The organism is Streptomyces natalensis ATCC 27448 (genome assembly GCF_000935125.1).
GTDB lineage: Bacteria > Actinomycetota > Actinomycetes > Streptomycetales > Streptomycetaceae > Streptomyces > Streptomyces natalensis.
This window is the reverse complement of sequence record NZ_JRKI01000023.1, coordinates 148871-172280: the sequence shown is the minus strand read 5'-3', so window position 1 is coordinate 172280 and position 23410 is coordinate 148871. Positions and strand designations below refer to the sequence as shown.

At 68.0% G+C, this 23410-nt stretch carries 30 protein-coding genes and 1 tRNA gene; 24 read left to right on the top strand and 7 right to left on the bottom strand.

The features are described 5' to 3' along the window. Positions 1–147: 147 nt before the first annotated feature. Both SNA_RS14660 and SNA_RS39535 read left to right on the top strand, forming a co-directional pair. A tRNA-Asp gene (locus SNA_RS14660) sits at positions 148–219 on the top strand. Then, the gene (locus tag SNA_RS39535; RefSeq protein WP_078969912.1) at positions 191–418 is read left to right on the top strand and encodes an HNH endonuclease; all 228 of its coding nucleotides are present in this window, start codon (positions 191–193) and stop codon (positions 416–418) included. Before SNA_RS14660 ends, SNA_RS39535 begins: the two co-directional genes overlap by 29 nt. Here SNA_RS39535 and SNA_RS14655 read toward each other — a convergent pair. Together SNA_RS14655 and SNA_RS14645 are read right to left on the bottom strand one after the other, a co-directional pair. Further along, a complete protein-coding gene (locus SNA_RS14655) occupies positions 396–959 on the bottom strand; it encodes a hypothetical protein (RefSeq protein WP_030067940.1) in 564 nt (187 codons plus the stop codon). The two genes, SNA_RS39535 and SNA_RS14655, sit on opposite strands and share 23 nt — an antisense overlap. 935 nt (positions 960–1894) lie before the next feature. After that, positions 1895–2254, bottom strand: a complete 360-nt coding sequence (locus tag SNA_RS14645; RefSeq protein ID WP_157879919.1) for a hypothetical protein — start codon at positions 2252–2254, stop codon at positions 1895–1897. A 253-nt stretch (positions 2255–2507) separates the two neighbouring features. On the opposite strand from SNA_RS14645, the gene SNA_RS45420 reads away from it, so the two are divergent. The 5 genes from SNA_RS45420 to SNA_RS14620 all read left to right on the top strand — a co-directional run bounded on the left by SNA_RS45420 (position 2508) and on the right by SNA_RS14620 (position 7510). Next, positions 2508–3041 (top strand): phage terminase small subunit, encoded by a 534-nt coding sequence (locus SNA_RS45420; protein ID WP_476718246.1) that lies wholly within the window; start codon positions 2508–2510, stop codon positions 3039–3041. 500 nt (positions 3042–3541) lie between these two features. Beyond that, positions 3542–4561, top strand: a complete 1020-nt coding sequence (locus SNA_RS14635; RefSeq protein WP_241779650.1) for a phage terminase family protein — start codon at positions 3542–3544, stop codon at positions 4559–4561. A gap of 15 nt (positions 4562–4576) precedes the next feature. Then, positions 4577–6004: a phage portal protein gene (locus tag SNA_RS14630; RefSeq protein WP_044365332.1), complete on the top strand. Its 1428-nt coding sequence runs from the start codon at positions 4577–4579 to the stop codon at positions 6002–6004. Next, positions 5997–6986, top strand: coding sequence for a VG15 protein (locus SNA_RS14625; protein WP_030067935.1), 990 nt, complete (start codon positions 5997–5999; stop codon positions 6984–6986). The genes SNA_RS14630 and SNA_RS14625 overlap by 8 nt, the downstream gene beginning before the upstream one ends. Before the next feature lie 14 nt (positions 6987–7000). Continuing rightward, on the top strand, positions 7001–7510 hold the full coding sequence (locus SNA_RS14620; protein ID WP_052808915.1) for a hypothetical protein: 510 nt from the start codon (positions 7001–7003) through the stop codon (positions 7508–7510). A gap of 92 nt (positions 7511–7602) precedes the next feature. Here the strand turns inward: SNA_RS14620 and SNA_RS14615 are convergent, their stop codons facing one another. Continuing rightward, on the bottom strand, positions 7603–7815 hold the full coding sequence (locus SNA_RS14615; RefSeq protein ID WP_044365330.1) for a hypothetical protein: 213 nt from the start codon (positions 7813–7815) through the stop codon (positions 7603–7605). A 14-nt stretch (positions 7816–7829) separates the two neighbouring features. Continuing rightward, the gene (locus tag SNA_RS42275; protein ID WP_157879918.1) at positions 7830–8486 is read right to left on the bottom strand and encodes a hypothetical protein; all 657 of its coding nucleotides are present in this window, start codon (positions 8484–8486) and stop codon (positions 7830–7832) included. A 437-nt stretch (positions 8487–8923) separates the two neighbouring features. Here SNA_RS42275 and SNA_RS14605 point away from each other — a divergent pair, with 437 nt between their 5' ends. The 13 genes from SNA_RS14605 (at position 8924) to SNA_RS14540 (ending at position 19205) form a co-directional block, all read left to right on the top strand. Further along, a complete protein-coding gene (locus tag SNA_RS14605) occupies positions 8924–9859 on the top strand; it encodes a phage major capsid protein (RefSeq protein WP_030067931.1) in 936 nt (311 codons plus the stop codon). 8 nt (positions 9860–9867) lie between these two features. Next, on the top strand, positions 9868–10239 hold the full coding sequence (locus SNA_RS14600) for a hypothetical protein (RefSeq protein ID WP_030067930.1): 372 nt from the start codon (positions 9868–9870) through the stop codon (positions 10237–10239). Further along, positions 10236–10559, top strand: a complete 324-nt coding sequence (locus SNA_RS14595; RefSeq protein ID WP_030067929.1) for a hypothetical protein — start codon at positions 10236–10238, stop codon at positions 10557–10559. Before SNA_RS14600 ends, SNA_RS14595 begins: the two co-directional genes overlap by 4 nt. Before the next feature lies 1 nt (position 10560). Continuing rightward, positions 10561–10842 carry a DUF5403 family protein gene (locus SNA_RS14590; RefSeq protein ID WP_030067928.1) on the top strand — a complete coding sequence of 94 codons (282 nt, stop codon included), beginning with the start codon at positions 10561–10563 and terminating at the stop codon, positions 10840–10842. Beyond that, positions 10839–11246, top strand: coding sequence for a phage tail termination protein (locus tag SNA_RS14585; RefSeq protein WP_030067927.1), 408 nt, complete (start codon positions 10839–10841; stop codon positions 11244–11246). The genes SNA_RS14590 and SNA_RS14585 overlap by 4 nt, the downstream gene beginning before the upstream one ends. 21 nt (positions 11247–11267) lie before the next feature. Continuing rightward, positions 11268–11858: a phage tail tube protein gene (locus tag SNA_RS14580; RefSeq protein WP_030067926.1), complete on the top strand. Its 591-nt coding sequence runs from the start codon at positions 11268–11270 to the stop codon at positions 11856–11858. A gap of 125 nt (positions 11859–11983) precedes the next feature. Next, positions 11984–12328, top strand: coding sequence for a phage tail assembly protein (locus SNA_RS14575; RefSeq protein WP_241779649.1), 345 nt, complete (start codon positions 11984–11986; stop codon positions 12326–12328). A 107-nt stretch (positions 12329–12435) separates the two neighbouring features. Further along, a complete protein-coding gene (locus tag SNA_RS43510) occupies positions 12436–12708 on the top strand; it encodes a hypothetical protein (RefSeq protein ID WP_157879917.1) in 273 nt (90 codons plus the stop codon). Positions 12709–12711: 3 nt separating this feature from the next. Next, positions 12712–15402, top strand: coding sequence for a phage tail protein (locus tag SNA_RS14560; RefSeq protein ID WP_030067924.1), 2691 nt, complete (start codon positions 12712–12714; stop codon positions 15400–15402). A gap of 1 nt (position 15403) precedes the next feature. After that, a complete protein-coding gene (locus SNA_RS14555) occupies positions 15404–16300 on the top strand; it encodes a phage distal tail protein (RefSeq protein WP_030067923.1) in 897 nt (298 codons plus the stop codon). A gap of 90 nt (positions 16301–16390) precedes the next feature. Next, a complete protein-coding gene (locus tag SNA_RS14550; RefSeq protein WP_051877392.1) occupies positions 16391–17392 on the top strand; it encodes a hypothetical protein in 1002 nt (333 codons plus the stop codon). After that, the gene (locus SNA_RS14545) at positions 17287–18504 is read left to right on the top strand and encodes a hypothetical protein (protein WP_241779648.1); all 1218 of its coding nucleotides are present in this window, start codon (positions 17287–17289) and stop codon (positions 18502–18504) included. The genes SNA_RS14550 and SNA_RS14545 overlap by 106 nt, the downstream gene beginning before the upstream one ends. Then, positions 18504–19205, top strand: a complete 702-nt coding sequence (locus tag SNA_RS14540; RefSeq protein ID WP_030067920.1) for a hypothetical protein — start codon at positions 18504–18506, stop codon at positions 19203–19205. Before SNA_RS14545 ends, SNA_RS14540 begins: the two co-directional genes overlap by 1 nt. 70 nt (positions 19206–19275) lie before the next feature. Here SNA_RS14540 and SNA_RS14535 read toward each other — a convergent pair whose 3' ends face one another. Continuing rightward, positions 19276–19497 (bottom strand): DUF397 domain-containing protein, encoded by a 222-nt coding sequence (locus tag SNA_RS14535; RefSeq protein ID WP_030067919.1) that lies wholly within the window; start codon positions 19495–19497, stop codon positions 19276–19278. A gap of 183 nt (positions 19498–19680) precedes the next feature. Continuing rightward, the gene (locus SNA_RS14530) at positions 19681–19971 is read right to left on the bottom strand and encodes a hypothetical protein (protein ID WP_030067918.1); all 291 of its coding nucleotides are present in this window, start codon (positions 19969–19971) and stop codon (positions 19681–19683) included. 155 nt (positions 19972–20126) lie between these two features. On the opposite strand from SNA_RS14530, the gene SNA_RS14525 reads away from it, so the two are divergent. The 4 genes from SNA_RS14525 (at position 20127) to SNA_RS14510 (ending at position 22301) form a co-directional block, all read left to right on the top strand. Beyond that, positions 20127–21158 (top strand): LysM peptidoglycan-binding domain-containing protein, encoded by a 1032-nt coding sequence (locus tag SNA_RS14525; RefSeq protein ID WP_030067917.1) that lies wholly within the window; start codon positions 20127–20129, stop codon positions 21156–21158. 7 nt (positions 21159–21165) lie between these two features. Continuing rightward, positions 21166–21411 carry a hypothetical protein gene (locus tag SNA_RS14520; RefSeq protein WP_030067916.1) on the top strand — a complete coding sequence of 82 codons (246 nt, stop codon included), beginning with the start codon at positions 21166–21168 and terminating at the stop codon, positions 21409–21411. Between the two features lie 206 nt (positions 21412–21617). After that, entirely contained in the window at positions 21618–22049 is a 432-nt protein-coding gene (locus SNA_RS14515; RefSeq protein WP_052808914.1) for a deoxynucleotide monophosphate kinase family protein, read from the top strand. Then, positions 22050–22301, top strand: a complete 252-nt coding sequence (locus tag SNA_RS14510; RefSeq protein ID WP_030067914.1) for a hypothetical protein — start codon at positions 22050–22052, stop codon at positions 22299–22301. A gap of 27 nt (positions 22302–22328) precedes the next feature. On the opposite strand, the gene SNA_RS14505 is transcribed toward SNA_RS14510, so the two are convergent. Beyond that, positions 22329–23171 (bottom strand): 2OG-Fe(II) oxygenase, encoded by an 843-nt coding sequence (locus SNA_RS14505; RefSeq protein ID WP_030067913.1) that lies wholly within the window; start codon positions 23169–23171, stop codon positions 22329–22331. Between the last annotated feature and the right edge of the window lie 239 nt (positions 23172–23410).

Here is a 23410-nt window from a genome sequence, read left to right as displayed (position 1 = left end):
TGTCACGCTCACCAGTTAATGGATATGTAGGCGGGGCCACGTTTCCACTCTCCAGCGTTTGACGTGGAGGTGGGTGCGTCCCCTGCTGTTGGCTCCTCCCGCCCGCCCCGTTCTCTCCTCCGGGATGACGCACGGGAGTTGAGCCGTGGTCTCGTAGCTCAGTGGTAGAGCGCCCGCCTGTCGAGCGGGAGTGCGCCGGTTCGATTCCGGTCGGGGTCGCTTGCGAGGGGACCACGTGCGGCCCCTTGCGTTGGGAGGGGCCGACACGGACTGGAACGTTCAGGTGTTGTGCCGGGGGTGTCATCGGCTGAAGGACGAGACGGAGTTGGGGGCCGGGTGGTTCGCCGCAAAGAGACAGCGACCCCGTAGTAGTGCACTGCGACGCAAGGAATGGCTTAGCCGTAAATATTCTGGTTGATCGCCAGATCGTGTTTGGCCTTCCCTGCATTGGAGTCCCACTCGATGACGCCCTGTGGCCCGCCGTCCCCCTGCCTGTCCCGGGTGCCGTCGTCCGCGACGCGGCTGATCGACCACTCCACGTAGTACTTCCCGGAGTCACATTCGATCCTCCGATCTGCCGAGATGGTTTCGCGGTGCGAAGGCTCGCAGCATCGCTTGGTCCTGATTTCGGCGACCCGGTCTCTGTCGTACCTGCCGCCGCCAGACCATTGGTACTCCGAGTAGATGGCGGCGAACAGCCCCACGGAGTGTTGGCCTCGCTGGGTGGGGGCCGCGCGGGCGACACCGGTGGACGTCCAGATGTCGTACGCAAACTCGAACTCCGGCTCCCACCTAGCGGAGTTCAGGTCGGGCACTTCCACGCCCCAAATGGGACGGCCTGACTGGTCCTTCTTGTTCATCATCTGGTAGCGGAGGCGGGGGTGGAACGTGAACTCGCCGCAGACCTTGTGCCAGTCGTTCGAGGTCCACTCCGATTTGGACTGCTTCAGCTCAGACATGAGTACCGCCTACCGGAAGTAGGGCCAGCGCGGTATGCCCGGCTGTCGTGGCCATTCCGGCACGGCAGGAAAGCACATAGGACATCAAGATCCGCCTCCTTATGCGGTGAAACCGAACAGATGATTTTCCTCGGGGAGATCAAGTGGAACACCGGGAGTAGAAAATTCACTCGTTGGAACCCCCCTCAAGCCCCTTACGGGACACCAACAGCATCCCGATGAGCTGCGACGAGCCTCCGCCCCTTGTTTGGATGTGCCCCCATGCCCCGAAGACCCCGCCCCCTTGCAGTGTCCCCGGGTGCCCCGAGCTGACCCGCGCCGGTGGACGCTTCGAGAAGCCTCAGCGCGAGACCGAGCGGCAGCGCGGGAAGGAGTCCCTTGTCCTGGCACGGCAGTGACCGACGCTCCCGCCTACCGGCGGACTGGCAAGTCCGTCGCCTTTCTGTCCTGAAGCGGGACGGCTTCCAGTGCGTGGCCGTCCTGCGGGACACGGGGGCGCGTTGCACGGCGCCGGCCACGGACGTGGACCACATCGTCCCGGACGACGACCACGCCCCGGCGAACCTTCAGGCGTTGTGTCGTTGGCATCACGCGCGGAAGTCCAGCGTGGAGGGTGCGGCGGCTCGGCGGAGGTGGGTGTCCAAGCGGAGGCCGGAGGCGCGACACCCCGGTGAGCTGGCGTAAATAGCCGCCCAGTTCGACGAGGAGATGCAGCCGGCGCCCTCAGCGGGCCAGGAGTGCCGGGGCCGCTCAGATCCAAGCGTATTTGCAGTTGAGTCACGGCCTTGATCCCTGGGGGATGCCCCCTCTATCCCGGATTGAAAGACCGAAGCGTGATAGCAGCTCCGGTTCTGTACGGGTTCCAAGGTCTATGTACGAAGCGAGACCCACGCCCACGGGGGCAGGGCCTCGCTCGGGCGGCCTCTCTTAGAGGGTCAGGTGCGGTTGCACATCGCGTACGCCCTGGCCTTGTTGTATTGGCCGACAGTCTTGTTGATCCAGCCCTCTCCGTTCATCGCGGGCCTGTCCACGTAGATCGCGAAGCTGGGGCTTCCTGCGTTGGTCATGGTCCACGCATCAAACTGGTATCCGCCACCGACGAGGTGCGTACCGTCAGGGCACTTGGCGTACGACTCTTGTTTGGGACCGGCCTGGTTGCCCTCGACGATGATGGGTTTTGCCGAGGTGGTTGCGTTGGCGTTCGCACTGCTGATGCTCAGCGGAACGACGACAGTGGCGGCTGTGATGATTGAGGATGCGGCGGCAGCCTGCCAGGCGGATAGCTTCATACGCATGATGTGGCTCCTGGTCGCTGGATCGCCCGATGGGGCGATTGGCCTTGCGATCGTGGCAGATCGAGCCCGGTGGTTGTGTTAGCTGCCCAAGAGCCCTTTCATCGACTCCACCCGTGTGAGCCATCCAGTTTCGTGCTCGTTCGCGGCATCTTCGAATGGTTCGCGTATCCGTGCTGATTTGTCCGACAGCTGTGAGCGCACGGATACCGTACAGCGCTGTCCGCGTGGCCCTGGGGAGTTGGAGGTAACAACCATGCCGGGCCCTGTCCCGAAGCGCAGTGATCAGCGCCGAAGGCGCAACGAGCCGGACGGCCCGACCCTGGTGAAGGCGGAGGCTGGCAAGGCCCCGACGATCCCCCGGGCCTCCGGCGACTGGCACCCCATTGCGAAGCGGTGGTTCCAGTCCCTCAAGGACTCGGGCCAGGCGCAGTTCTACGAGCAGTCGGATTGGCTCACGGCGGTGTATGTGGCGGAGGCCATGAGCCGGAACCTGGGCCAGAGCAAGTTCAGTGCCCAGCTTTTTCAGGCGGTCATGTCGGCCATGACTGACCTACTGACCACGGAGGGCGCCCGGCGTCGGGCCCGGGTGGAGCTGGAGCGGGACAGCGCCGGGGAGGACCCGGCGGAGGCGGCCCGTGTGACTCTCATGGATGCGTATCGGAAGGCAGCGGGCGGTGGTGGCACGACTGGAGCCCGTACGCACGTGGCCGGACACCGTGCCGGACGCGACGCGGACCCTGGGCTGGGACGTGCTCCTGTGGACCTCCCGCTACCTCCTCCAGCCTGACGGCCCCGACGCGGGCCAGCCCTGGCGGTTCACCCCGGAACAGGTCCGGATCGTGCTCCGCTGGTTCGAGATCAACGACGCCGGGGAGTTCACCCGGCGGCAGGGCACCATCAGGCGCCTGAAGGGCTGGGGGAAAGACCCGTTCCTGGCGGCTCTGTGCGCCGTGGAGTTCGTCGGCCCGTGCCGTTTCGGCGGATGGCGGGAAGATGGCACCCCGATAGCCGTCCCACATCCGGCTCCGTGGGTCCAGGTCTGCGCGGTCAGTAAAGACCAGACCCGCAACACCATGCGCCTGTTCCCGGGCATGTTCTCTCCGGAGTGCATTGCGGAATACGGCATCGACCTGGGCAAGGAGATCATCTATGCCCGCAGTGGGGCGGTGATTGAGGCCGTCACCAGTTCGCCGCGTGCGCTGGAGGGCGGCCGATTACCGCTCCACATTCGTGGTGATGAACGAGACCCATCACTGGATCTCGTCCAACGGTGGCCACGAAATGGCGATGACCATCGCGGGCAACGTCGGCAAGTCGCGCGGTGGTGGCGCTCGAACGATGGAGATCACGAACGCCCCGTTGCCGGGCGAGGAGTCCGTGGCGGAGCAGACTTGGCACGCCTGGTCGAAGTTCGCGGAGGGCAAGAGCCGGGCTTCCGGCATGTATTACGACTCTGTGGAGTCCCCGCCGGTTGACCTGGCGGACCCGGACCAGCTCCGGGCCGGCATTCTCGCGGCGCGTGGTGACGCGGACTGGCTGGATGTGGAGTGGATCGTCTCCACTATCTACTCCGGACACATGCCGCGGAGTCGGTCCCAGCGCATGTTCCTGAACCAATTGGTCACGGCAGAGGACCAGTTGATCAGCCCGGAGGACTGGGACGCGTGCGCGGTGGGTGACCGCCTGGTGGACGGCGACGCCATCACCTTGGGATTCGACGGTGGGCGGACCGACGACGCCACGGCCCTGGTAGCCGTCCGCGTGCGGGACCGCCTGATAGTCCCCCTGGCCGTGTGGGAGCGGCCCGACGGCCCGGCCGGGGACGGCTGGGAGGTGGACCGCCAGGCCGTGGACGGTGCGGTCCGCAACGCCATGGAGCGGTACGACGTACAGGCATTTCACGCGGACGTAGCGCTCTGGGAGTCCTACGTGGACGCATGGTCAGAGGACTACCGGGACCGCCTGGTCATCAAGGCGTCCCCGCAATCTGCGGTGGGTCGGGATATGCGCGGTGGCCTCCAGGAACTGACGTTGGCCAACGAACGGTTGGTGTCAGCCGTGGAAAACAGCCAGGTGCGACACCCGGGAGAAGCGATTCCCCTGGGCCGCACGCTGCGTCGGCACGTGCTCAACACCCGGCGCCGACCGAACCGGTACGGGCTGAGCTTCGGCAAGGCCAACCGGGAGTCCGCCCACAAGATCGACGCCTACGCGGCCATGTTGCTGGCTGACCTGGCGAGACATCGACTCATCGAATCCGGCAAGACGCGGCCCTCCGAACGATCGGGGGCCGTCTTCTTTTTCTAGGAGCGGCGCAGCGTTTTGGCAGTCACGAATTCCTCCCCCGTGGAGCTGGCAGACCTCGGGTTCTCCCGGCTCCGCGCGGACCGTGAGCGGCTGGACCGAATAGACCGGTACATGCGCGGCGAGCATGACGGGCCGTACATCCCCCGCAGCGCCACAGAGGAATACAAGCTCCTGGCGAAGCGGGCCATTTCGAATTGGCTGCCGCTGCTGGTGAAGACCCCATCCCAGGCTATGGCCGTGGACGGCTACCGGCGGAGCGCGGGCCCCGGCGGGGACGCTCCGGAGGAGACCCCCGCGGAGTGGCGGGCCTGGCAGGACAACCGCATGGACGCCCGCCAGACCCCGGTCCACCGGGCCGCACTCACCTACGGCCAGGCGTTCGCCACGGTCCTGCCAGACCCGGCGAGCCCGGCTCGGCCGGTCATCCGGGGGGTGTCGCCCCGGCTCATGCACGCCTCCTACGAGGACCCGGCGGCCGATGCGCTCCCGCTGTGGGCGCTCCAGGTGGAGACCGTCCCGGACGCGGAGGGCGTGGAGGCGCGGGCGTGGCTGTACGACGCCACCCACGTCTATGACTTCCTGGTGGGCGGGAAGGGCGGCCCCCAGCTCCTGGCGTCTCGGCCCCACGGAATGGGGGTGTGCCCGGTCGTGCGCTTTGCGCCGGACATCGACCTGGAGGGCCGGGTCACGGGCGTGGTGGAGCCCATGATCCCGATCCAGGACCGGGTCAATCAAACGGTGTTTGACCTGTTGGTTTCGCAGACATTCGGGTCATTCAAAGTCCGGACGATCAGCGGGATGGCGCCCGAATTCCGGCGTGATCCGAAGACCGGGGAGATCCTTTACGACGCCAACGGGCGCCCACAGGTGATCCCCATCCAGGCGGACGCATCGCGGTTCCTGGTCGCACCTGATGCGGACACCAAGTTCTCCCAACTGGACGAAACCCCGCTCTCGGGGTTCCTGGACGCCATCGAGCTGGCGACAAAGCACCTGGCCGCGCTCTCCCAGACCCCGCCCCACTACCTGTTGGGCTCCATGGTCAACCTGAGCGCGGAGGCCCTGGCGGCTGCTGAGTCCGCGCTCTCCCGCGCGGTGGATGAGTACAAGCACGCCATGGGGGAGTCCTGGGAACTGGTCCTGTTCCTGTGCGCCACGGTCGTGGGCGCGGAGCCGGACCCCCGGGCCGAAGTCCTCTGGAAGGACGCGGAAAGCCGCTCCCTGGCCCAGACGGTGGACGCCCTGGGCAAGGCCGTGACCATGCTCAACGTCCCGGCCCGCGTCATGTGGTCACGCATCCCGGGTGTCACGGCCCGGGACGTGGAGGAGTGGGCACAGATCCAGGAGGCCGACGACCCCGGCCTACGCATGGCGGACCGTATGGCGTCGGCCGTGGCCCCGCCACCGGGTACGGAGCGCTTGGCCGGCGGTGACGGTGAGTAGAGCAACAGCGGCCCTGCTCGATGAGCACTGGCGCGCACAAGCCCGCATCGGTGCGGGCGTCTCCGCCCAGTCTCTGGCCCAGTGGTCGCGTGTGAACCCCCACTCCCTGGAGGGGAACGGTTCGGCGTGGCTGGCCTGGATGCTGGCGCTCATCCGTACCGAGCGGCGCCGGTCCCGGAGCCAGGCGGCGGCGTTCTACCGCCTCTACCGAGCCCTGGAGACCGGCCACACCCTCCCGCCCCTGTCCCGGGAGCACGTGGGCGAGACCACGACCCTGGGGGAGCTGCGGGAGGATTGGGCCCAGCAGACGGACACGATCCGCACACCGGAGTCGGACGACGGCGAGGAAATCCGGCTGGACGGCTTCGACTGGCCCGACGAGCCGGAGGACGCCCACGACCGTGCGGCCGTGGCGTCCCTGGTCTCCCAGGGCCCCGCCAAACTGCGCCAGAACGTGGCCCAGGTGGCCGACGAGCAAGCGCGCGGCAGGCTGGACGAGGCCGGGTTCCTCCAGGAGCTGGAGGACGCGTCACAGACGGCGGGCCGTGCCTCTGCCGGAGCGGCCGACCGGGAGGCCCTGCGGGCCGGGCGGGACCTGATCGACCAGGCGTCGAAGGAGGACCGACGCGCCCTCGGTTGGGCCCGCGTCACCGACGGCAACCCCTGTGCGTTCTGCGCCATGTTGGCCAGTCGCGGCGCCATCTACTCGTCCCAGGCCACGGCGGCCAGTGGAGGGCGGAGGAAGCCCCGGGGATCGGCTGACGGGCGGGCCCGCGCGAACAGGCGGCCCCCGGTGTCCCGGGAGGACCTGACCCGGTACCACAACGGCTGTCATTGCCAGACGGTCCCGGTGTTCAGCCGGAACGACTTCATGACCCCCGACGCCCGGCGGTTCGACCACGAATGGCGGGAGGTCACGCGCGGCAAGGCGGGCGCGGAGGCACGCGCGGCCTGGCGGCGCCACATCGAATCATCACGTTGACCGGAGGCCACCACATGGCGGAGAATCCCACCTCGACCCCGACCGACTCCCAGTCGGAACATGTTCCGACTGGCGACGACGATGGCCAGGAGGCCCCAGTCCAGGCGCAGCCACCGGAGGCGGAGGACGAGGGCCAGGAGCTGGACGGCGACGGCCTCCGTACGGAGCTGAAGGCAGTACGGGCAGAGGCAGCGAAGTACCGCACCAAGGCCCGGGAGACGGCAGAGGCCCTGAAGGCGGCCAAGACCCCGGAGGAGTACCAGGCCGTGGCCGACCGGGCGGCGGAGCTGGAAACGGACCTCCACCGGGAGCGTCTGGCCCGCCGGTACAGCCTGCCGGATGCTCTGGCGGCCCGGATCTCCGGCGCGGATGACGACGCCCGCGAGGCAGACGCCAAGGCGCTGGCGAAGCTGTTCCACGGCCGTGGCGGGGGAGTGGGCCGTGGCGGCCTGGACCCGTCGGCCAAGTCGGTCTCCAACGATCCGGGAGAGCTGGCGGCCAGCATTCCCCGCGCTCGCCGGTAAGGCGAGCTAAGAAAGTCCCGGGCCGACACATGCATGCGGCGGCCCGGGACCGTCATTTGCTCATTGAATTGCGGACGGCGTTGACGAGCTTGTCACGCGGAGTTGCCGTTCCGACGTGAAGACGACCCAAGCCAGCCAGCGGAGCGCGATGCGGCGGTCAGCGCGACCGTCACCGCCAATAGCGCGATGGTTGGTGCGGCGCTGGACTGCGGACGTACGAAGAGCAGGACCGCCGCCGCAATCGTTGCGACAGACAGGGCTGCGAGTGCGCCCCTCGCCATGAGGATCTTCTGCGACTGCTTCATGACGTCACTCCTGCTCATCCGAACGGGTTGCAAACCACGGCGCCGTACGGAGGAACCCCCACCGCGTACAGGATCGACCAACCATTTTCATGCTGGCAGACGTACATCTGGGCAACCAACAATCCGGCGACCGCCCCGACAACCGGAGCCGCCGGCCCAGTCGCTCCCATGGCCGCCGCCAGGCCGGAAACGCCACCCACAGCGCCGATCCCGCCTGAAAGCTTGCCGATCAGGTACTTGTCCATCCCGAATTCAACGCCGTACCAGTGCATTTTGACGTAGCCGTGCTTGCCGGACGAACTCATCGCGGACTTCGCTTGAGCGGCGCTGGACCCGGAAGCCGTCTGCGGCGCCGGAATCTTTCCGTCCTTGACGTAGCCATTCATCTTGTCGATCTGACTCTTCAGCTTCTGAAGATCAGCCGCCGGTATCTGCGAGAATGCGTTCGCAGGAGCGTCGAGCTTCCAACCCTCGGGGCTGGAAGTGACATACGGATCAAGCTTCTTGATGGACGCACCCAGAGGATTTTGGGCCAGTGCCTTGGCCTCGGATGACGCACTTACCCGCGAGACTGGCTGATCGGCGGCAACGGCAGCGGGCGCGGCGATGCCCAGCGTTACGGCAAGAGTTACGGCAGATGCGGCGGCCCTCAAGCTGCGGCGAGTGAACAAGAAATTCCCCCTGCTTTACGCGAATGGGTATCCGCACATGAGCGGACTTTGGTCGTGATCAACACCATCAGTCCTGTGAAGTGAATGTCAAATGAGTGTCACTGGTGCCAGAGTTCCCCAATTTGATGATGTGTTATTGCCTATCTCCATGGCATTTCATCTTGAATCTGGCTCCGTCAGCATAAACCTGGCATACGAGGCTTTACGTCCTTGTGGGTCGGGCGTAGGGTCCGGGGCTGGGTAGGCGCATCAGGACCGGGGGCGCCCCGATGAGGGCGCGGAGTGGAGGCCCGCGGGGGCTGCGGAGCTGGCGTTCATGTCGGAGGGCGGACGCCCGCCAAAGTTTAAGTGGCGGCAAATTCAAGGGGTTTCACCATCCAAGGGCCCATGGATATGCCGCGTGTGCTGACCCAGGGCCCCTGCTTTGAGCGGAGCACATGGCTAACAGCTTTCTGAAGTCCGAGAAGATCGCGGCGACCGCGCTGGGTCTTCTTGAGCGGGAAATGGTCCTGTCGCGTCTGGTGTGGACCAACGGCGGGTTCGATTTCACCGGCGCCAAGAACGACACCGTGACCATTCGGATTCCGGCCCAGCTTGAGGCCCGCGAGTACGAGTGGCGCAACGACCGGTCCTCGGACATCGTCCTGGACGAGCTGGCGGAGGACTCCACCACCGTCACGCTGAACAAGGACATCTACAGCGCCGTGGCGATCACGGACGAGGAACTGACGCTGGATATCCGGGACTTCGCGTCTCAGGTCCTCCAGCCCCAGGTCAACGCCGTCGCCAAGGCGATTGATACTGGCGTGGCGAACATGATTGAGACCGCCACCTACAGCAGCACGGTCACGCTGGACGAGGCGGACCCGTGGAAGGGCCTCATTGATGCCCGCGCGGTCCTGAACAAGGCGAACGTTCCCCAGGAGGGCCGTACCCTCCTGATCGGCGCGGACGTGGAAACCGCCCTACTGAAGTCCAACCGCATCGCGGACGTGTCCCAGTCCGGTTCGGACTCGGCGCTCCGTGCCGCGACCATCGGCCGCCTGGCCGGGTTCGACCTGGTGGTGTCCAATGCGATCAACCCGCGCGCCGCGTATGGCTTCATCCCGTCCGCGTTCGTCCTGGCGACCCGTGCTCCGGCCATCCCGGCCGGTGTCACTTCGGGTTCCTCGCAGTCGTACAACGGTCTGGCCATGCGGTGGGTGCGCGACTACGACGCGGCAAAGCTGCGGGACCGCTCCATCCTGAACGTCTACGCCGGGTACAACGTCATGACGGACCCGGTGGGCGGAGGCAAGAACCCGGCCAAGCGCCTGGTGCGCGCGGTGAAGCTGGACATGCCGACCGCGACGAAGCCCCCGACCGACAAGTAGGGGTCTTCATGGAGCCCCTTGCGGACGTGGCGGCCCTGGAACAGCGTCTGGGGCGCTCCCTGGTTGGGGAGGAGCGGGCGCAGGCGGAGGCGGCTCTATCGGACGCCTCCACCACCGTGCGGGCGTATGGAGATGCCTGGCCCGACCCGGCCGAGGCCCCGGCCATCGCGGTAGCGGTCACGCTGGCGGCTGCGGAGCGACGGGTGAGGAACCCGGAGGGGTACCGGTCGGAGCTGCAAGGCGCCTACCAGTACCAGCTTCCGGCATCACTGCCTGTGGGCGCCGGCCTCACCGATGGTGAAGCCCGGTTGATCCGCGCGGCCGTTGGCGCGTCCGGGGTGTTCGCGGTGCCCGTGGAGTCCTTGGGGGGTTCGCTGTGAGCCTCCTGGACTCTGGCCCGGACATCGTGACCGTGTTCCCGACCGTGCCCGTGGACGACGGGTACGGCGGCACCAAACCGGGCCCCGGCCAACCGGTGATGCTCCGGGCCCGCGTCCTCCCGGCCACCAGCGACGAAAGCGGAGAGCCGGGATATCTGACTGGCACCGAGTACCGCGTGTACGCCCGCGCCTTCCCGGCCGGGCCCTGGTCCCGCGTCGAGTGGGCCGGACACATCTGGGCCGTGGTCGGTGAACCCCAGCACTTCGGCGGCTCCCGGCGCCTGGCACACGACGTGGCGACGATCCGGAAGCGGGGATGACGTGGCAGAGGTGAAGCCCAACCTGGACAGCATCGTGGCGCACATGCCCGGCGTCCGGGACGCCGTGGCGGACGAACTGGAGCACCGGGCGGACCGCGTGCGGGCGGTGGTCGAGGCGCACCGGCACTCCGGAGCCTTGGCTGCCCACACCAGGGTCCGCACCAACCGGACGGACTCCACGGTCACCCTGGAGGACCCGGCGGTTTTCGCCATCAACTACGGCCACCTGGCGCCCAACGGCCGATGGGTGCCTGGCATTCACGCGATTGAGGCCGGCCTATGAGGCCGGTACTCCCCGATGTGGACGCCCTGGTGGTGGACGCCTTCCGCGACGGCCTGAGCGGCGCCACGATCCGGGTGGCCTGGCCCGAGGACTGGACCGACCGGCTCCCCCTGGTGGTGGCCCGCCGGGTGCCGGGCGGCTCCTCCAATCCCCTCGGCATCGACGTGGCCCTGATCGACGTGCAGGCGGCGGCCACGGACCGGCGGGAAGCATCCCGCCTGGCCCGCGTTGCGCGCGTGGTCCTGGCGGACGCGTGCCTGAAGCAGTGGCAGGGCCCTGACGGCTACTTGAGCCGCTTTGAAGACGTGACCGGCCCGGCGGAGATCCGGACCGGAGAACCCACGGCCGGACCGGATCTCTTCCGGTTCCAGGCCACCTACCGCGTGACCGCGCGGCCCATCTGACGCACCCTGGAGGCGGCCCCTTTGGCCCTGATTGACGATGCCGCGTTCGTCGCGGCAGGCGGTTACATCTACATCGCCGACCCGGACACGGCCAAGCCGACCGATATCAAGGACCCACTGGCCCCGGGGAACGGCTGGGAGTCCATCGGCCACACCAGCCTTGACGACCTGCCGGAGTTCGGCCGGGACGGTGACGACCCCGAAGTCAAGGGATCGTGGCAGAACGTGAAGCTGCGGGCGACCACGCCGGACGTGACGTACTCCGTCACCATCAAGTCCATCCAGGCCACGGCCCTGACGTACCAGCTCTATTTCGGAGCGGGCCCCGCGGCCGTCCAGGCGGACAAGTCGTTCCGTATCCCTGCCCAGCCCCGGCCGCAGACCAAGGCCCTGTTGGTTGTCCTGGTGGACGGCGCCAACTACCTGCCGCTGTGGCATCCGCGTGTCTCCCTCCTGGGCTCGGACGCCGTGGGCCTTGCGGCGGATGACTTCGTGTCCTTCCCGATCAAGGGCACGTTCCTGGGCTCCAGCCTGATCGGCAACGCCATCGGCGAATGGGCCCAGATCGCCGCACCGGAGGCGCCGCCCGTACAGGGCGGCGGAGGCGAGTAGCGCCCTCACGTTGCGTAGAGCGCTGGCTGAGCGCTCCGTGACCGCCTTCCGCCCGGACGGTCCCCCGGGTGGGAGGGCCTGCATTCCCAACGGACCGCACCACCAACAACTTTGGGGAACACACCTTGGCACTTTCTTGCACGGAGATGATGGCGGAGGCTGCGGCGGAGTACGCGGGCCTGGAGCTGGAGACACGGGCCGGTGAGTCCGTGCAGCTCCGCAACATCCTCATGCTTCCGGACGACGGCCTGAAGGCCGCCCGGGACATCCTCGCGCGCTTCGGTGAGACCGGCGCGGAGGACCTGGAGGAACTGGTCCCACAGATCCGGGACCTTCTCCTCCTGGTGGCCGACGACCCCGCCGCGCTGAAGGCGGAGATGGCGGACTGGCCGCTGGCCGTGTTCGTCCGAACTGTTGGCGCCTGGCAGGAGGAGACCCAGGTGGGGGAAGCTCCGCGCTCGGACAGCTGATCACCGAGGGGCACGGCGGGGCGCTGCGGGCAGACCTCCAGCGCTACTACGGCCTGGACCTGGCCGACGTGTGGAGGGGCACCCTCACGCCCCGTCGGGCCTGGCAGTTGTCTGAGCACCTACCACCGGATTCCGCCCTGGCCGCATCGCTGGCGGGCGGTCCCGAACACCGGGGGTGGACGGTCCAAACCCACCTCCTGGCCCAGCTCGTCAACGCCGTGAGGTTCGCCGACGCCAACAACGTCCGCGTCTCCGGCGGACGACTCAAGCGGGAACCCACACCCGTCAACGTTCCACAGGTCAAGGCGGACAAGCACGAGCGCCCACGCCTTGACCTGTCCAACCACCCCTTGGCCAAGCCCATTGCACCCAGGGGGTAGTCCATGGCTGGGCCCGGAGGCCGCGAGGCCGGGCGGCTGGCGATCCGCGTCCTTCCCGACACATCGAATTTCGCCACCAGTCTCCAGCGGTACCTAGACCGCGTCGAGCGGCGAGCCCGCGTTCAGGTCCAGGCTGTCCCGGACCTGACAGGGTTCCGGGAGCGGCTGAATACCCAACTCGCCCGCGTGCGGGCCCGGGTCCGCGTCAATGTCGATCCGGACCTGTCCGAGTTTCGCGACCGACTCCGCGGTCGTCTCCAGGGCGCGAACGCCGCTCTCGGTGTCCGCCTGGAGGTCAACGAACGCGAGATAGCCCGGCTCCGTCGGGAGCTGGCACACATCACGCCCCCGCTGACCATCCCGGCCCGCGTGGACGTGGACCGGGACCGGCTGGCCAACCTGGCTCGGGACGTGACCTCTCTGGGGGACGGCTCGGGCGGCGCCGCTCGAAAGGTCCTGTCCCTGGCGGGGTCCGTCGGGAAGCTCGCCACGATGGCCTCCAGCGTCCCGGCCGTGGCGGGCCTGGCGTCGTCCATCGCGGCCATGGCCCCGGCGGCCGGAGTCGCGGCCCCGGCCGTCCTGGCCCTGGCATCGGCCGGTGTCGCGCTCAAGATCGGCATGTCCGGCGTCTCCGATGCCTTGTCGGGCGACGCGGACGCGATGGCCAATCTGGCCCCCGCTGCACAGGGTTTCGTCACCCAGGCCAAGGCGCTGGCGCCTGCCTGGGACGAGGTGAAACGTTCCGTCCAGGGGACGCTTTTCCGGGACCTGGGCGACACGCTCACCCGGACGGCGAACTCCGTTCTCCCGGTTCTGAAAACCCAGCTCACCGGTACCGCGTCCGCGCTCAACTCCATGGCCAAGGACGCGGCCGGCACAGCGCGGACCCTGGCCCAGGACGGCACGCTGGGCAAGGCGCTGAGCGGCGCAACCCGGGGCCTTCAGAACATGAAGGGCCTACCGGGGACGGTCCTTCAGGGCCTGGTCCAGCTCGGCGCGGCGGCGGCGCCCACATTCGACCGGATGACGGGCTCCATTGGCCAGGGCCTGGACCGCCTCCGGGCCAAGTGGGACGCGTCGTTCAAGTCCGGCGCCATGCAGTCGTCCATAGAGGCGGCTGTGGGAGTGGCCCGCACCTTCGGCGGGGTGCTGGCCAACGTCGGCAAGACCCTGGGCAACGTCCTGGGCGCGGCGGCCGACGCCGGGGGCGGCGCGCTCCAGGTTCTTTCGGAACTGGCCGCTACGGCAGCCAAGGTCACCGCGACCCCCGAGGCCCAGGAGACGTTCCGGGCCCTGTTCGAGACCGTCTCGGCGGTCGGCAAGGCTGTCTCCCAGGTTCTGGGGGCCGCCTTGAAGGCCGCCCTGCCTCTGGTCCACACGTTGGTGACAACGTTGTCTGGGCCGGTTCAGAGCGCGGTCCGGACCTTGACTCCGGCGTTCGTCCAGCTCGCTCAGAGTTTGGGCGCCGGGCTGGCCCCCGTCGTCAAGGTCGCCTCCCAGGCCCTGGCCGCCATCCTGCCGATCGCGGCCCAGCTCGCGGTCCAACTGGCGGGCGCCCTGGGCCCCACCCTGAAGATCGTCGGTGGCCTGGTCGCTCAGGTCGCGTCTGCGCTGCTCACGGCCCTAAAGCCGGCCCTGGCGCAGCTCCCGGCGATCGTCGGCCCCATCCTGGCCGTTGTAGCCAAACTTGCCCCGATTTTGGGGCAATTGGTCGGGCAACTGGTCAGCGCCCTGGCCCCCGCCCTGGCCACCATCGGGTCTGCCCTCGGCCAACTCCTGGCCGCCTGCGGCCCGCTGATCGAGGCCGTCGGCACGCTCCTGGCGGGCGCCTTCCGCGCCCTCATGCCCGTGATCACCGCTGCGATCGGCATCGTCGGCAAGATCGCGGGCGTGCTCGCCTCGCTGGCCGCGAAGTACATCACCGGCATCGTGGTGCCAGCGATCAAGGCCATCGTGGCGCTCTTTCGCGGGGACTTTTCCGGAGCGCTCACCGCCGCCAAGTCCGCTTTGTCCGGGCTGGCTTCGTTCTTCGGGTCCATCTTCTCCAAGATCGGCTCCATCGTGTCCTCCGGAGTCTCCGCCGTGGTCGGCTACTTCGGCGATATGGGCTCGCGGGCCTGGTCCTACGTGAAGTCGATGGGCTCCAATGTGGCCAGCGCGGCCCGGTCGGCCATGTCCTCCATGGGATCCAAGATCTCCAGCGGGATCAGTTCGGCCGTCGGGTTCATCCGCGGCCTACCCGGCCGTGCGCGGGACGCCCTGGGCAACCTCGGCTCCACCCTCTGGAACGCGGGCGCGAGCCTGATCCGCGGCTTCATCAACGGCATCACGTCCATGATCGGCAGCCTGCGGGACAAGCTGTCCAGCATCACGTCCATGCTCCCGGACTGGAAGGGCCCGGCGGAGCTGGACGCCCGCATCCTGACCCCGAACGGCCGCCTGTTGCTGAAGGGGTTCATGCGCGGCATTCAGGACCAGGTGCCCGCGCTCAAGCGGCAGTTGGGCGGGATCACCGGAGACCTTCCGGCCATGGTCGGCGAGCAGGCCCGCATCCAGGTCCAGTCAGAACACGTTTCGCCCGCATCGCGCGGCACCGGATCCATGGCGCTCACCATCGAGAACTTCAACGCCGGTCACCTCACCCCCGGGCAGGTGGCGCGCGAACTGGAGTGGCGCATGAAGGCAAGGGGGTAGTTTGGCGCCGCATCTGCGGACGGCCGACCGCCTGATAACTCAGGACGGCCAAATCCAATACAGCAACCTGCTGTTGGGGGAAGAGACACCGTTCGTCGGCGAGCGGCTGACTGGCTGGGATGACCTCCCGGACGCCGATGTGGCCAACGTGGCCATGCCGGGACAACACGGCGTATGGCTCGGCCAGATGCTGGCCGGCTCCCGCGTCCTCCAGTGGGATTTCTCCATTCTCCCGGACGACCCGGACGACTTCCCCGGCATCTTGAACCAGCTCCGAGCGGCCACCGCGCTGGGGCAGGAGGAACGGGAGCTGGTGGTCCAACTCGCCGGAGCCCGGCGGATGATGCGCGGGCGCGTCATCCGTCGCCTTCTCCCTGCGGACCGCCAGTACACCAAGGGGGAGCCCTCCGGTTCCCTGGTGTGGGAGTGCTCCGACCCGCGCCGCTACTCCGTCAGGGAGAGCCGGGCCCGGGTCGGACTCCCGGAGGGGGAACCCGGCCTGGACTGGGGCGGCGGTCTGGAATGGCCTCTGGATTGGGGGCACGCCGGGTCCGCCGGCACCCTCAACGTCGTGAACGCCGGGGACGCCCCGGCCCATCCCGTCGTGGAGTTCCGGGGCCCGGTCGTCCGCCCATCCCTGGTGCAGACGCATAGCGGCCTGGTGCTGGAGTACGACATCACGTTGGCGGAGCGCGACACGCTCACCGTGGACTGTGCTGCCGGAACGGTCGTCCTCAACGGTGCGGCCTCTCGCCTCTACACGGCCACCCGGGCCTCCGTGCCGGAGGAGGCATTCACCGTCGAACCCGGCTCCACCCCCATGGCATTTCGCGCGGACATGGCCGCGTACGACCCGCGCGCATCGGTGACGGTCCGGTGGCGCCACGCATTTTGGTAGCAGAGAGGTGGGCCGGCTGTGACGGTTCGTAGTGGATGGCTCGTTACTCGAGGACCGGACGGTGGGGGCCAGACCCGCGAGGACACCCGCGTGGTCCCGATCGGGACGTTCGCGCCCGCTGGGGAGCTGTCGGCGCGCTCCGGAGTGGTCCCCGGTGGCAGCCCGTTCGCCCTGGTGTCCGCCGGGGAGATGGAGGCCACCGTGGGCGTGGGCCGCGCCGTCATCCAGGGCAGCGGCCCCCAGGGCGCCTATCCGGTGGCGATTACTGCCCCGGAGTCGGTGACGTTCACTCCGGGGGACGCGCAGTTCCCGCGTATCGACGTGGTGGCGCTGCGGGTCTATGACGACCCCTACGACTCGTCGGGGGAGGAGAAGGCCGTCCTGGAGGTGGTCCAGGGCGACCCGGCCGCCGCGCCCACGGCGCCGACGGTCACCGGGGCCGCTGTGGTCCTGTGGGAGGTGACCGTCCCGGCCGGGGCATCCTCCGGCACGGGCGGGATCAACTGGTCCACGGGCGTGGCTGACCGCCGGGACTACGCGGTGGCCGTCGGCGGCATCGCGGTGGGCAACACCCCCGCGTCCTACGCCGGACAGTGGCGCGACTACGGCGGCGTCCTGGAGCGCTCCAACGGCACCGACTGGGAGCCGGTCGTCCGCCTCGGCTACTCCGGCCGCCTAGAGCTGGGAGACGTGAGCCTGTACCGGAAAGGCGCCAAGACCCTGGCGACCGACCAGCGGTTCACGGCCCAGGTCGAGAAGTCCACGGCCTACTCCGCCGTGCAATCCGGCTGGAAGGTCTTGGCGTTCGAGGCCAAGAAGACCTGCGGCCTGGTCCACCTCTTCCTTGAAGTCGAGCGGACCGGGGCGCCCATCACGGCGAACAGCTCCGGCAACATCGCCGACGAAACGATCGTCACCATCCCGCCCGGGTTCCGCCCCGCCCGCGACGTGGAGGCCATCGCGTGCGACGGCTACGCCGACGGCGGATGCCGCATCAGCCCCAGCGGCACGGTCGTGATCCGCACCTGGGCCCCCAACGGAACCCTCACCAAGGGCAACGTCATCCGCATCACGCCCACCTACATTCTCTAAAGGAGCTAAACGTCCTGTCGCAGTACCGGTTTCTGTTCGCGGACCTGCGCACAGACCAGACCCTGGACCAGCTCCCCGTCCAAGGCGTCACGTTCGACGACTACATAGGCAAGACCGGCGCCCTGTCCGGCACGATCCCGGTACCGGACGCGGAGATAGCCGCCCGCGTGAAGAAGGCAGTGGTTCCCGGTCGCACCGCCCTGTGGGTGGAGCGCGGCCCTGACCTGTGGTGGGGCGGAATCGTATGGACCATGACCCCGGCCGTGGACGACAGAGGCGCCGTAACGGTAGCCATCCAAGCGGCCACCTTTGACTCCTTCTGGGACCACGCCATCCTCCGGGACACCCTGGAGGCCCAGCAGATGGACCAGTTCGACATCGCCCGGGACCTGGCCACGTACGCCACGGACCAAGAAGGCGGAGACATTGGCATCCGCATCGACTACAGCAAGACGTCCGGCGTGCGGCGGGACCGCACCTATTCGCGGTTCGACGCCACCCGGGTCCGGGAGGCCTTGGACCGCCTGGCGGCAGTCGAGAACGGCTTTGAGTGGCGGGTCCAGGTCTACCGTGAGGCGGCGACCGGGGAGCGCGTGAAGCGGCTCCAGCTCGGATACCCCACGATCACGGCAGGGGCCGCGCCGGTCATGCTGACCTACCCGGGCAACGTCCTGAACTACTCCTGGCCCCAGGACGCCACCGGCATGGCCAACACCTGGCAGAGCCGTGGCGCCACCGACAACCAGAACCAGGCGGATCAGTCCAACCCGATCATGTCCACGCTCTGGTCCTACCCGGAGAAGCTGAAAGCCGGATGGCCCCGGCTGGACGGCTCCAGCGACTACAACACCGTGGAGAAGCTGACCACGCTCAACGAGCACGCGAAGGCGGACCTGGCCCGCGCCAAGGACCCCGTGGTCATCCCGTCCATCCGGACCCGGCTGGACGGACAGGTGACGCCCGCGCTCATCGGCTCCGCCGTTCGCCTGCGCATCCGGGACACCTGGTTCTCCGATGGCCTGGACGCGGACTACCGCGTGGTGGGGCTGCACGTGACCCCGGCCCAGCGCGGACAGCAGGAATCCGTGGAGCTGTACTTGGAGGCTGCATAGTGGCGACCATCCCTCAGGACATCAACGACCGACTCCGGCGCCTGGAACAGGAGTTGCGCGCCCTGACGACAGCGGCCAACCGTCGGCCGGCACTCAACCAGATCATGCACGGAGACGTGAAGATCGGCGAGGGCGGCGGCCTGTCCGTCAAGCAGCCGGGCGGCGCGGAAACCTTCCGCGTGGGCGAGGTCGGGCCCATCGCAGGGGAACATGCCCTGGTCGTCCGGCGCCGGGACGGCAGCGTGGCCCTTTCGGTCTGGAACGGCACCACCACCGGGGGACAGGCCCAAGCGTTCCGCATCAAGGACGCCCAGGGCCACGAACTCCTCTCAGAGGACGTGGTGGCCGGGGGCCTGGCCCGCCCTCACCTGCCCATCCCCATGAGCCCGGCCCAGCCCACCAACTGGCCGTCCACCAGCTCCACGTCCTGGACGGACCTCCAGGTGGCATGGCCAGAGGCCCAACACCCGCGCTTGGAGGTGTTCGCCCAAGCTGTGGGAAACGGCAACGGCGGAGATATGCGCATCACGGTGGATGGCCAGGTCATGGCCTCCGGGACCCACAACAAGCCGATCCAGGCCACGTTCAAGATCCCCAATTACGAGTTCGGGCAGCACCCGGAAATCAAGCTCCAGGCACGCGCCAAGACGTCGTCTACCGTGTGGGCGTGCGTTCAGCGCATGTGCGGCGTCGCATCGTAGGCGCTGTCCGACGGGTCCGGTGCCGACCATCTGGCACTGAGCCCGTCGGCGTTCGTGGTGACTGGGGCGCTCAGCCCGGCAGTTCACCTGCTTCGATGCCGCTGCGGAACGCGGACCATTCGGCTGCTGTGAAGCGCAGCGCCTTACGGTGGGGGTTCTTGGAGTCGCGCACCGCGACCGCGCCACCAGGCAGCTGCGCCACCTCGACGCAGTTGTCCAATCCTTCGCTGAAGGACGACTTCTCCCACCTCACGCGCGAGAGGTCCAACGCGTAAAGATCAGCCTTCTCCATCGTGTCCTCCTCGTCTGGGCGGTTGCGCCGCATCGCTACCCAGCTCGCACGGCGCCTACCGGCCAACATTTCCGAGCCGCAGGACCCGCCGGACACTACTGGCGGGGCATCTCAAAGCTCCAGCCAAGGGAACTGCCTGGCCTGAGGAGCGTTTGAGTCAGCAGCAGGCCAAGGCAGCCAATTTCAGGCCCGATTGATGTCGATCGTTGGGCCTGCGGCGAAGGAGTCGCCCAAGGCGACGTAGTTGTCAAAATCGGACCTCTTCTTGGGGGCCATGGTCGCCGTATAGGACGCAACCGTGTTCCCTGAACTGTCCACAACGGCGAGGTGAGCGGGGGCTGCCGTCCCCTCGCTCAGCTTCAGCACCGGCACACCGTCCCGGTACTCCAAAGACAACGTGCCGAGGTCCTGCTTACTGACCTCGGTTGCCGGGATGGTGACCAGTCCCTCGTTCCCGGGCTGCTTTTGACTCATGTCAACTCCTCCTGACGATCTCAGATTGCACCGCAGTTCAGCTTACCCAGCGCAGGTAACCGGTTACCTTCCGTCAGGCAGGCGGAGGAAACAGCTCACCCATTCGCCCCGGGCCGGTCGGCCGGGGTTCCATGCAGCACAACAAGGAGGACGGCTTGGGCAAGGCCGCAGACGTGATCCGCATAGCGCGCGGAGAAATCGGCTACCGCGAAGGATTCAGCGGTGGCCACTGGAACAACCATCAGCGCTACAGCCCGGCTGTGCCGGGCCTGGAGTGGTCCCAGAATCAGGCATGGTGCGCCACGTTCGTGAGCTGGTGCGCGCGGGAGGCCGAGGTGGCCTCTCTCTTCCCGGTGACAGCGTCCGTGTGGACGGCCTGCGACTGGTTCAAGTCCAAGGGCCGGTACTCGACATACCCGGCCATCGGCGCCCAGGTGATCTATGGGCGGTCGGCGAACTCCCACACGGGCATCGTCGTGGCCTACGACTCCACGTACATCACGACCGTGGAGGGCAACACCAACGCCAACGGGAGCGCCGAGGGAGACGGCGTGTACCTCAAGCGCCGCAGGCGCCGCGACGCGTATGTTCATGGCTACGGCCTCCCTCGCTATGCGGAGGGCGTGACGACGGCGGACCCGGCCCTGAAGGGGAAGGCCGGGTTCACCTACAAGGCGACAGCCTCCGGCCCCACCACGGGCGGCTCCCACTCCGGTTCGGGCAAGGCCAAGACCGTGACGGTGAAGGCCGGCCAGACCCTCGGCAAGATCGCGGCCTCCGCTGGGGTGTCCCTCGCGGCCCTTCTGGCGATCAACCCCCAGATCAAGAACCAGGACCTGATCCACCCCGGCGACAAGATCAGCATCCCGGACAAGGGCGCCAAGCCCCCGGCCAAGTCCAAGCCGATGGTGTCCCTGTCCCACATCCGCGCGGCGGCCGTCCGTGACCCCGGCCTGAGCCAGGGCGGCACCACCTACCCGGCCGACGTGCGGCATGTGGAGGCGGCGTTGAAGGCGGAGGGCCTGTTGGACAGCCGTTGGTGCGATGGCGCGTTCGGATCCATGACGCGCATCGCGTACGCGAACTGGCAGAAGCGGGCCCGCGTCGGCGGCCCGCCGGACGGCATCCCCGGAATCGCGTCGCTCCGCCTCCTGAGCACAAAGCACGGGTTCACCGTGAAGGGATGAGACAGACGTGAGCCAGCGTGACGAGCTGGGCGGCGTCACCATCGGAGCCCGCGAAATCTATGACGAGCTGGTGGCGCTGCGGGGCGATGTACGGAGCCTGTCCCAGACCCACGAAGCAGTGACCCAGACCCTGACCGACCACGAAACCCGACTCCGGGGCCTGGAGCGGTGGCGCTACGCCCTGCCCGTGGCGGCCCTCACCTCCGCCGGAACCCTGATCGCGGCAGCCCTGAAGGCCACAGGCGCCGTGTAACGACCCCCAGTGCACAACGACAAACACCCCGCGCCCCAGGGCGCGCAACGCCTGGAGGACCCCTGTCCCCTCCCCACATCGCACTCATCGGCAAAGCCCGGTCCGGCAAGGACACCGCGGCCTCCGAATTCGGCCGGCACGCCGCCTACACCCGTCTGGCGTTCGCCGACGAGCTGAAGGCAGCACTCACCCGCCTTAACCCCCTGGTGCATTCGTGCTGTTGCTACGAGGACTACCACCTGGTGGACGCCCTGGAGGACCACGGCGGATGGGAAGGGGCCAAGGCGCTACCCGAGGTCCGGCGACTCCTCCAGGAGTACGGCCAAGCCATCCGGGACCGAGACCCGGACTTCTGGGTCCGACCCGTTCAGGCCCAGGTCCGCCAGGGGACGGAATGGAACCTGCCGTGCATCGTCACGGACGTGCGATACGCCAACGAGCTGACCGCCCTCCGGGCCGAGGGGGCCGTGGTCGTTCGCGTGGAGCGGCCAGGGGCGGGCCTGGCGGGACAGGCCGGTGAACACGACTCGGAAACGGAGCTGGACGGCATCACGCCGGACCACGTGCTCCGTAACGGCGGAACGGTGGCCGACCTCCAGGCCAGCGTCCGCGCTTTGATCGACAAGTTGGGAGACTGAATGTTCGACCTCATCCGCCATGCCATCCGGGACAACCCGGTCCGGGTCCGCACGGCCCTGGGCGCGGTCCTGGTCCTAGTGGGCCACTACATCCCCGCCGTGGCTGACGTGGCCGTCAATGACCAAGCCGTGGACGCGATTACGTTCCTGGTGATCCTCTTCCTTGGCGAGGGCGCCTCCCGGAAGGTGGCGGCGAAGTACAACCCGGCCTACGTACCGCAGGAATCGGCGGGGGACGGCACCGGGCGCTAAGGCGTGTCCGACCGGTTAAACAGACGGTCAAACAGTCGGCCGTGCGGCAGTTTGTGGTGGGAGAGGAGCGGCGATGGCCCCGTGATGGTTTCGCCCGACGCCTGGCAGTGGGCGCGTGTGTTCCGCCGCCCGCGCCATCCAGCGCAGGGCCTGACTGGCGGTCTGCGGTTCGGGGGCTGTAGTGGGTGCGGAGATCCAGCTGGTGAGGGTGAAGCGATGGTCGGCGAACTGACCGGAGGGGCAGCGGGAGACCATCACCTCGTGGAAGGCGCTGGCGGGAAAGAAGACGATCGTGTCGTGGTCGGGTTCGATCACCGTGCAGGTGTCGGCGCGGCCGGCACGACCGTCGTGTACGGCGGTGTCGTAGATGCGCAGTTGCCCGCCGTCGAAGCCGCGCGGGCGCCGGTGCAGGTAGTAGATCGCTGATACGGCTGTGGCGGGGTGGGGCACCTTGGTGGCATCGGTGTGGATGCCAAAGTAGCTGTCTGTTCCGTGTGCGGTCAGGGCTGTGATCGCTTGGGACGGCGTGGTGTCCATGCCGAGCATTTCGATGACCTGGGGCAGGCAGTCGGAGAGGTACTGGTGGAAGGCCGTGCTGTGGGCCGGTAGCACCAGCGAGTTGCGGTCTTTGTGTGACAGCTGTCCGGTCAGCGGGTCCATCACGGTCCCGTCGGTGAAGTCCGCTTGCCGGGAGATGGCATGGGAGAGCAGCGCATCAGCGTGGGTTGCGCCGAGGAAGTTCTCCATGCGGCAGATCGGCGTGGGCACCACCACCCGGGGGGTTTGCGGACCAGACCATCGGTGTACGTACGGCAGCACCTCAGTGCCGATCTCCGTGAGCGCGGTTGGTTCCGTCGTGTATCCACCCATGCCCACGACGTTAGGCACACCCCCACACGGCTCCTAGGCGGGAACAAGCCTGTCATCGTCCTGGCCGGATACATACCCGACGGGTCGGGCGGTCAGGAACCATCGGACTGGCCCTGGTACCTCGACGAGTAGTGCCGTCCACACCTGCTCACTTCAGGCCCCGTTCCGGATTGGAACGGGGCTGTCGCATACCCGAGAGGGGGCTGTCACGGGCCCCAGTGGATTCCGCCGTAAGCAAC

Excerpts from the sequence above, each read along its gene's own strand:
- SNA_RS14615 (WP_044365330.1), bottom strand. The coding sequence starts at position 7,815 with ATGAAGCAGTCGCAGAAGATCCTCATGGCGAGGGGCGCACTCGCAGCC.
- SNA_RS45420 (WP_476718246.1), top strand. The coding sequence starts at position 2,508 with ATGCCGGGCCCTGTCCCGAAGCGCAGTGATCAGCGCCGAAGGCGCAAC.
- SNA_RS14605 (WP_030067931.1), top strand. The coding sequence starts at position 8,924 with ATGGCTAACAGCTTTCTGAAGTCCGAGAAGATCGCGGCGACCGCGCTG.
- SNA_RS14530 (WP_030067918.1), bottom strand. The coding sequence starts at position 19,971 with ATGAGTCAAAAGCAGCCCGGGAACGAGGGACTGGTCACCATCCCGGCA.
- SNA_RS14545 (WP_241779648.1), top strand. The coding sequence starts at position 17,287 with ATGCCGCATCAGCCCCAGCGGCACGGTCGTGATCCGCACCTGGGCCCC.
- SNA_RS14600 (WP_030067930.1), top strand. The coding sequence starts at position 9,868 with ATGGAGCCCCTTGCGGACGTGGCGGCCCTGGAACAGCGTCTGGGGCGC.
- SNA_RS14535 (WP_030067919.1), bottom strand. The coding sequence starts at position 19,497 with ATGGAGAAGGCTGATCTTTACGCGTTGGACCTCTCGCGCGTGAGGTGG.
- SNA_RS14655 (WP_030067940.1), bottom strand. The coding sequence starts at position 959 with ATGTCTGAGCTGAAGCAGTCCAAATCGGAGTGGACCTCGAACGACTGG.
- SNA_RS14510 (WP_030067914.1), top strand. The coding sequence starts at position 22,050 with ATGTTCGACCTCATCCGCCATGCCATCCGGGACAACCCGGTCCGGGTC.
- SNA_RS14635 (WP_241779650.1), top strand. The coding sequence starts at position 3,542 with ATGACCATCGCGGGCAACGTCGGCAAGTCGCGCGGTGGTGGCGCTCGA.
- SNA_RS14585 (WP_030067927.1), top strand. The coding sequence starts at position 10,839 with ATGAGGCCGGTACTCCCCGATGTGGACGCCCTGGTGGTGGACGCCTTC.
- SNA_RS14645 (WP_157879919.1), bottom strand. The coding sequence starts at position 2,254 with ATGCGTATGAAGCTATCCGCCTGGCAGGCTGCCGCCGCATCCTCAATC.
- SNA_RS14560 (WP_030067924.1), top strand. The coding sequence starts at position 12,712 with ATGGCTGGGCCCGGAGGCCGCGAGGCCGGGCGGCTGGCGATCCGCGTC.
- SNA_RS14505 (WP_030067913.1), bottom strand. The coding sequence starts at position 23,171 with ATGGGTGGATACACGACGGAACCAACCGCGCTCACGGAGATCGGCACT.
- SNA_RS14620 (WP_052808915.1), top strand. The coding sequence starts at position 7,001 with ATGGCGGAGAATCCCACCTCGACCCCGACCGACTCCCAGTCGGAACAT.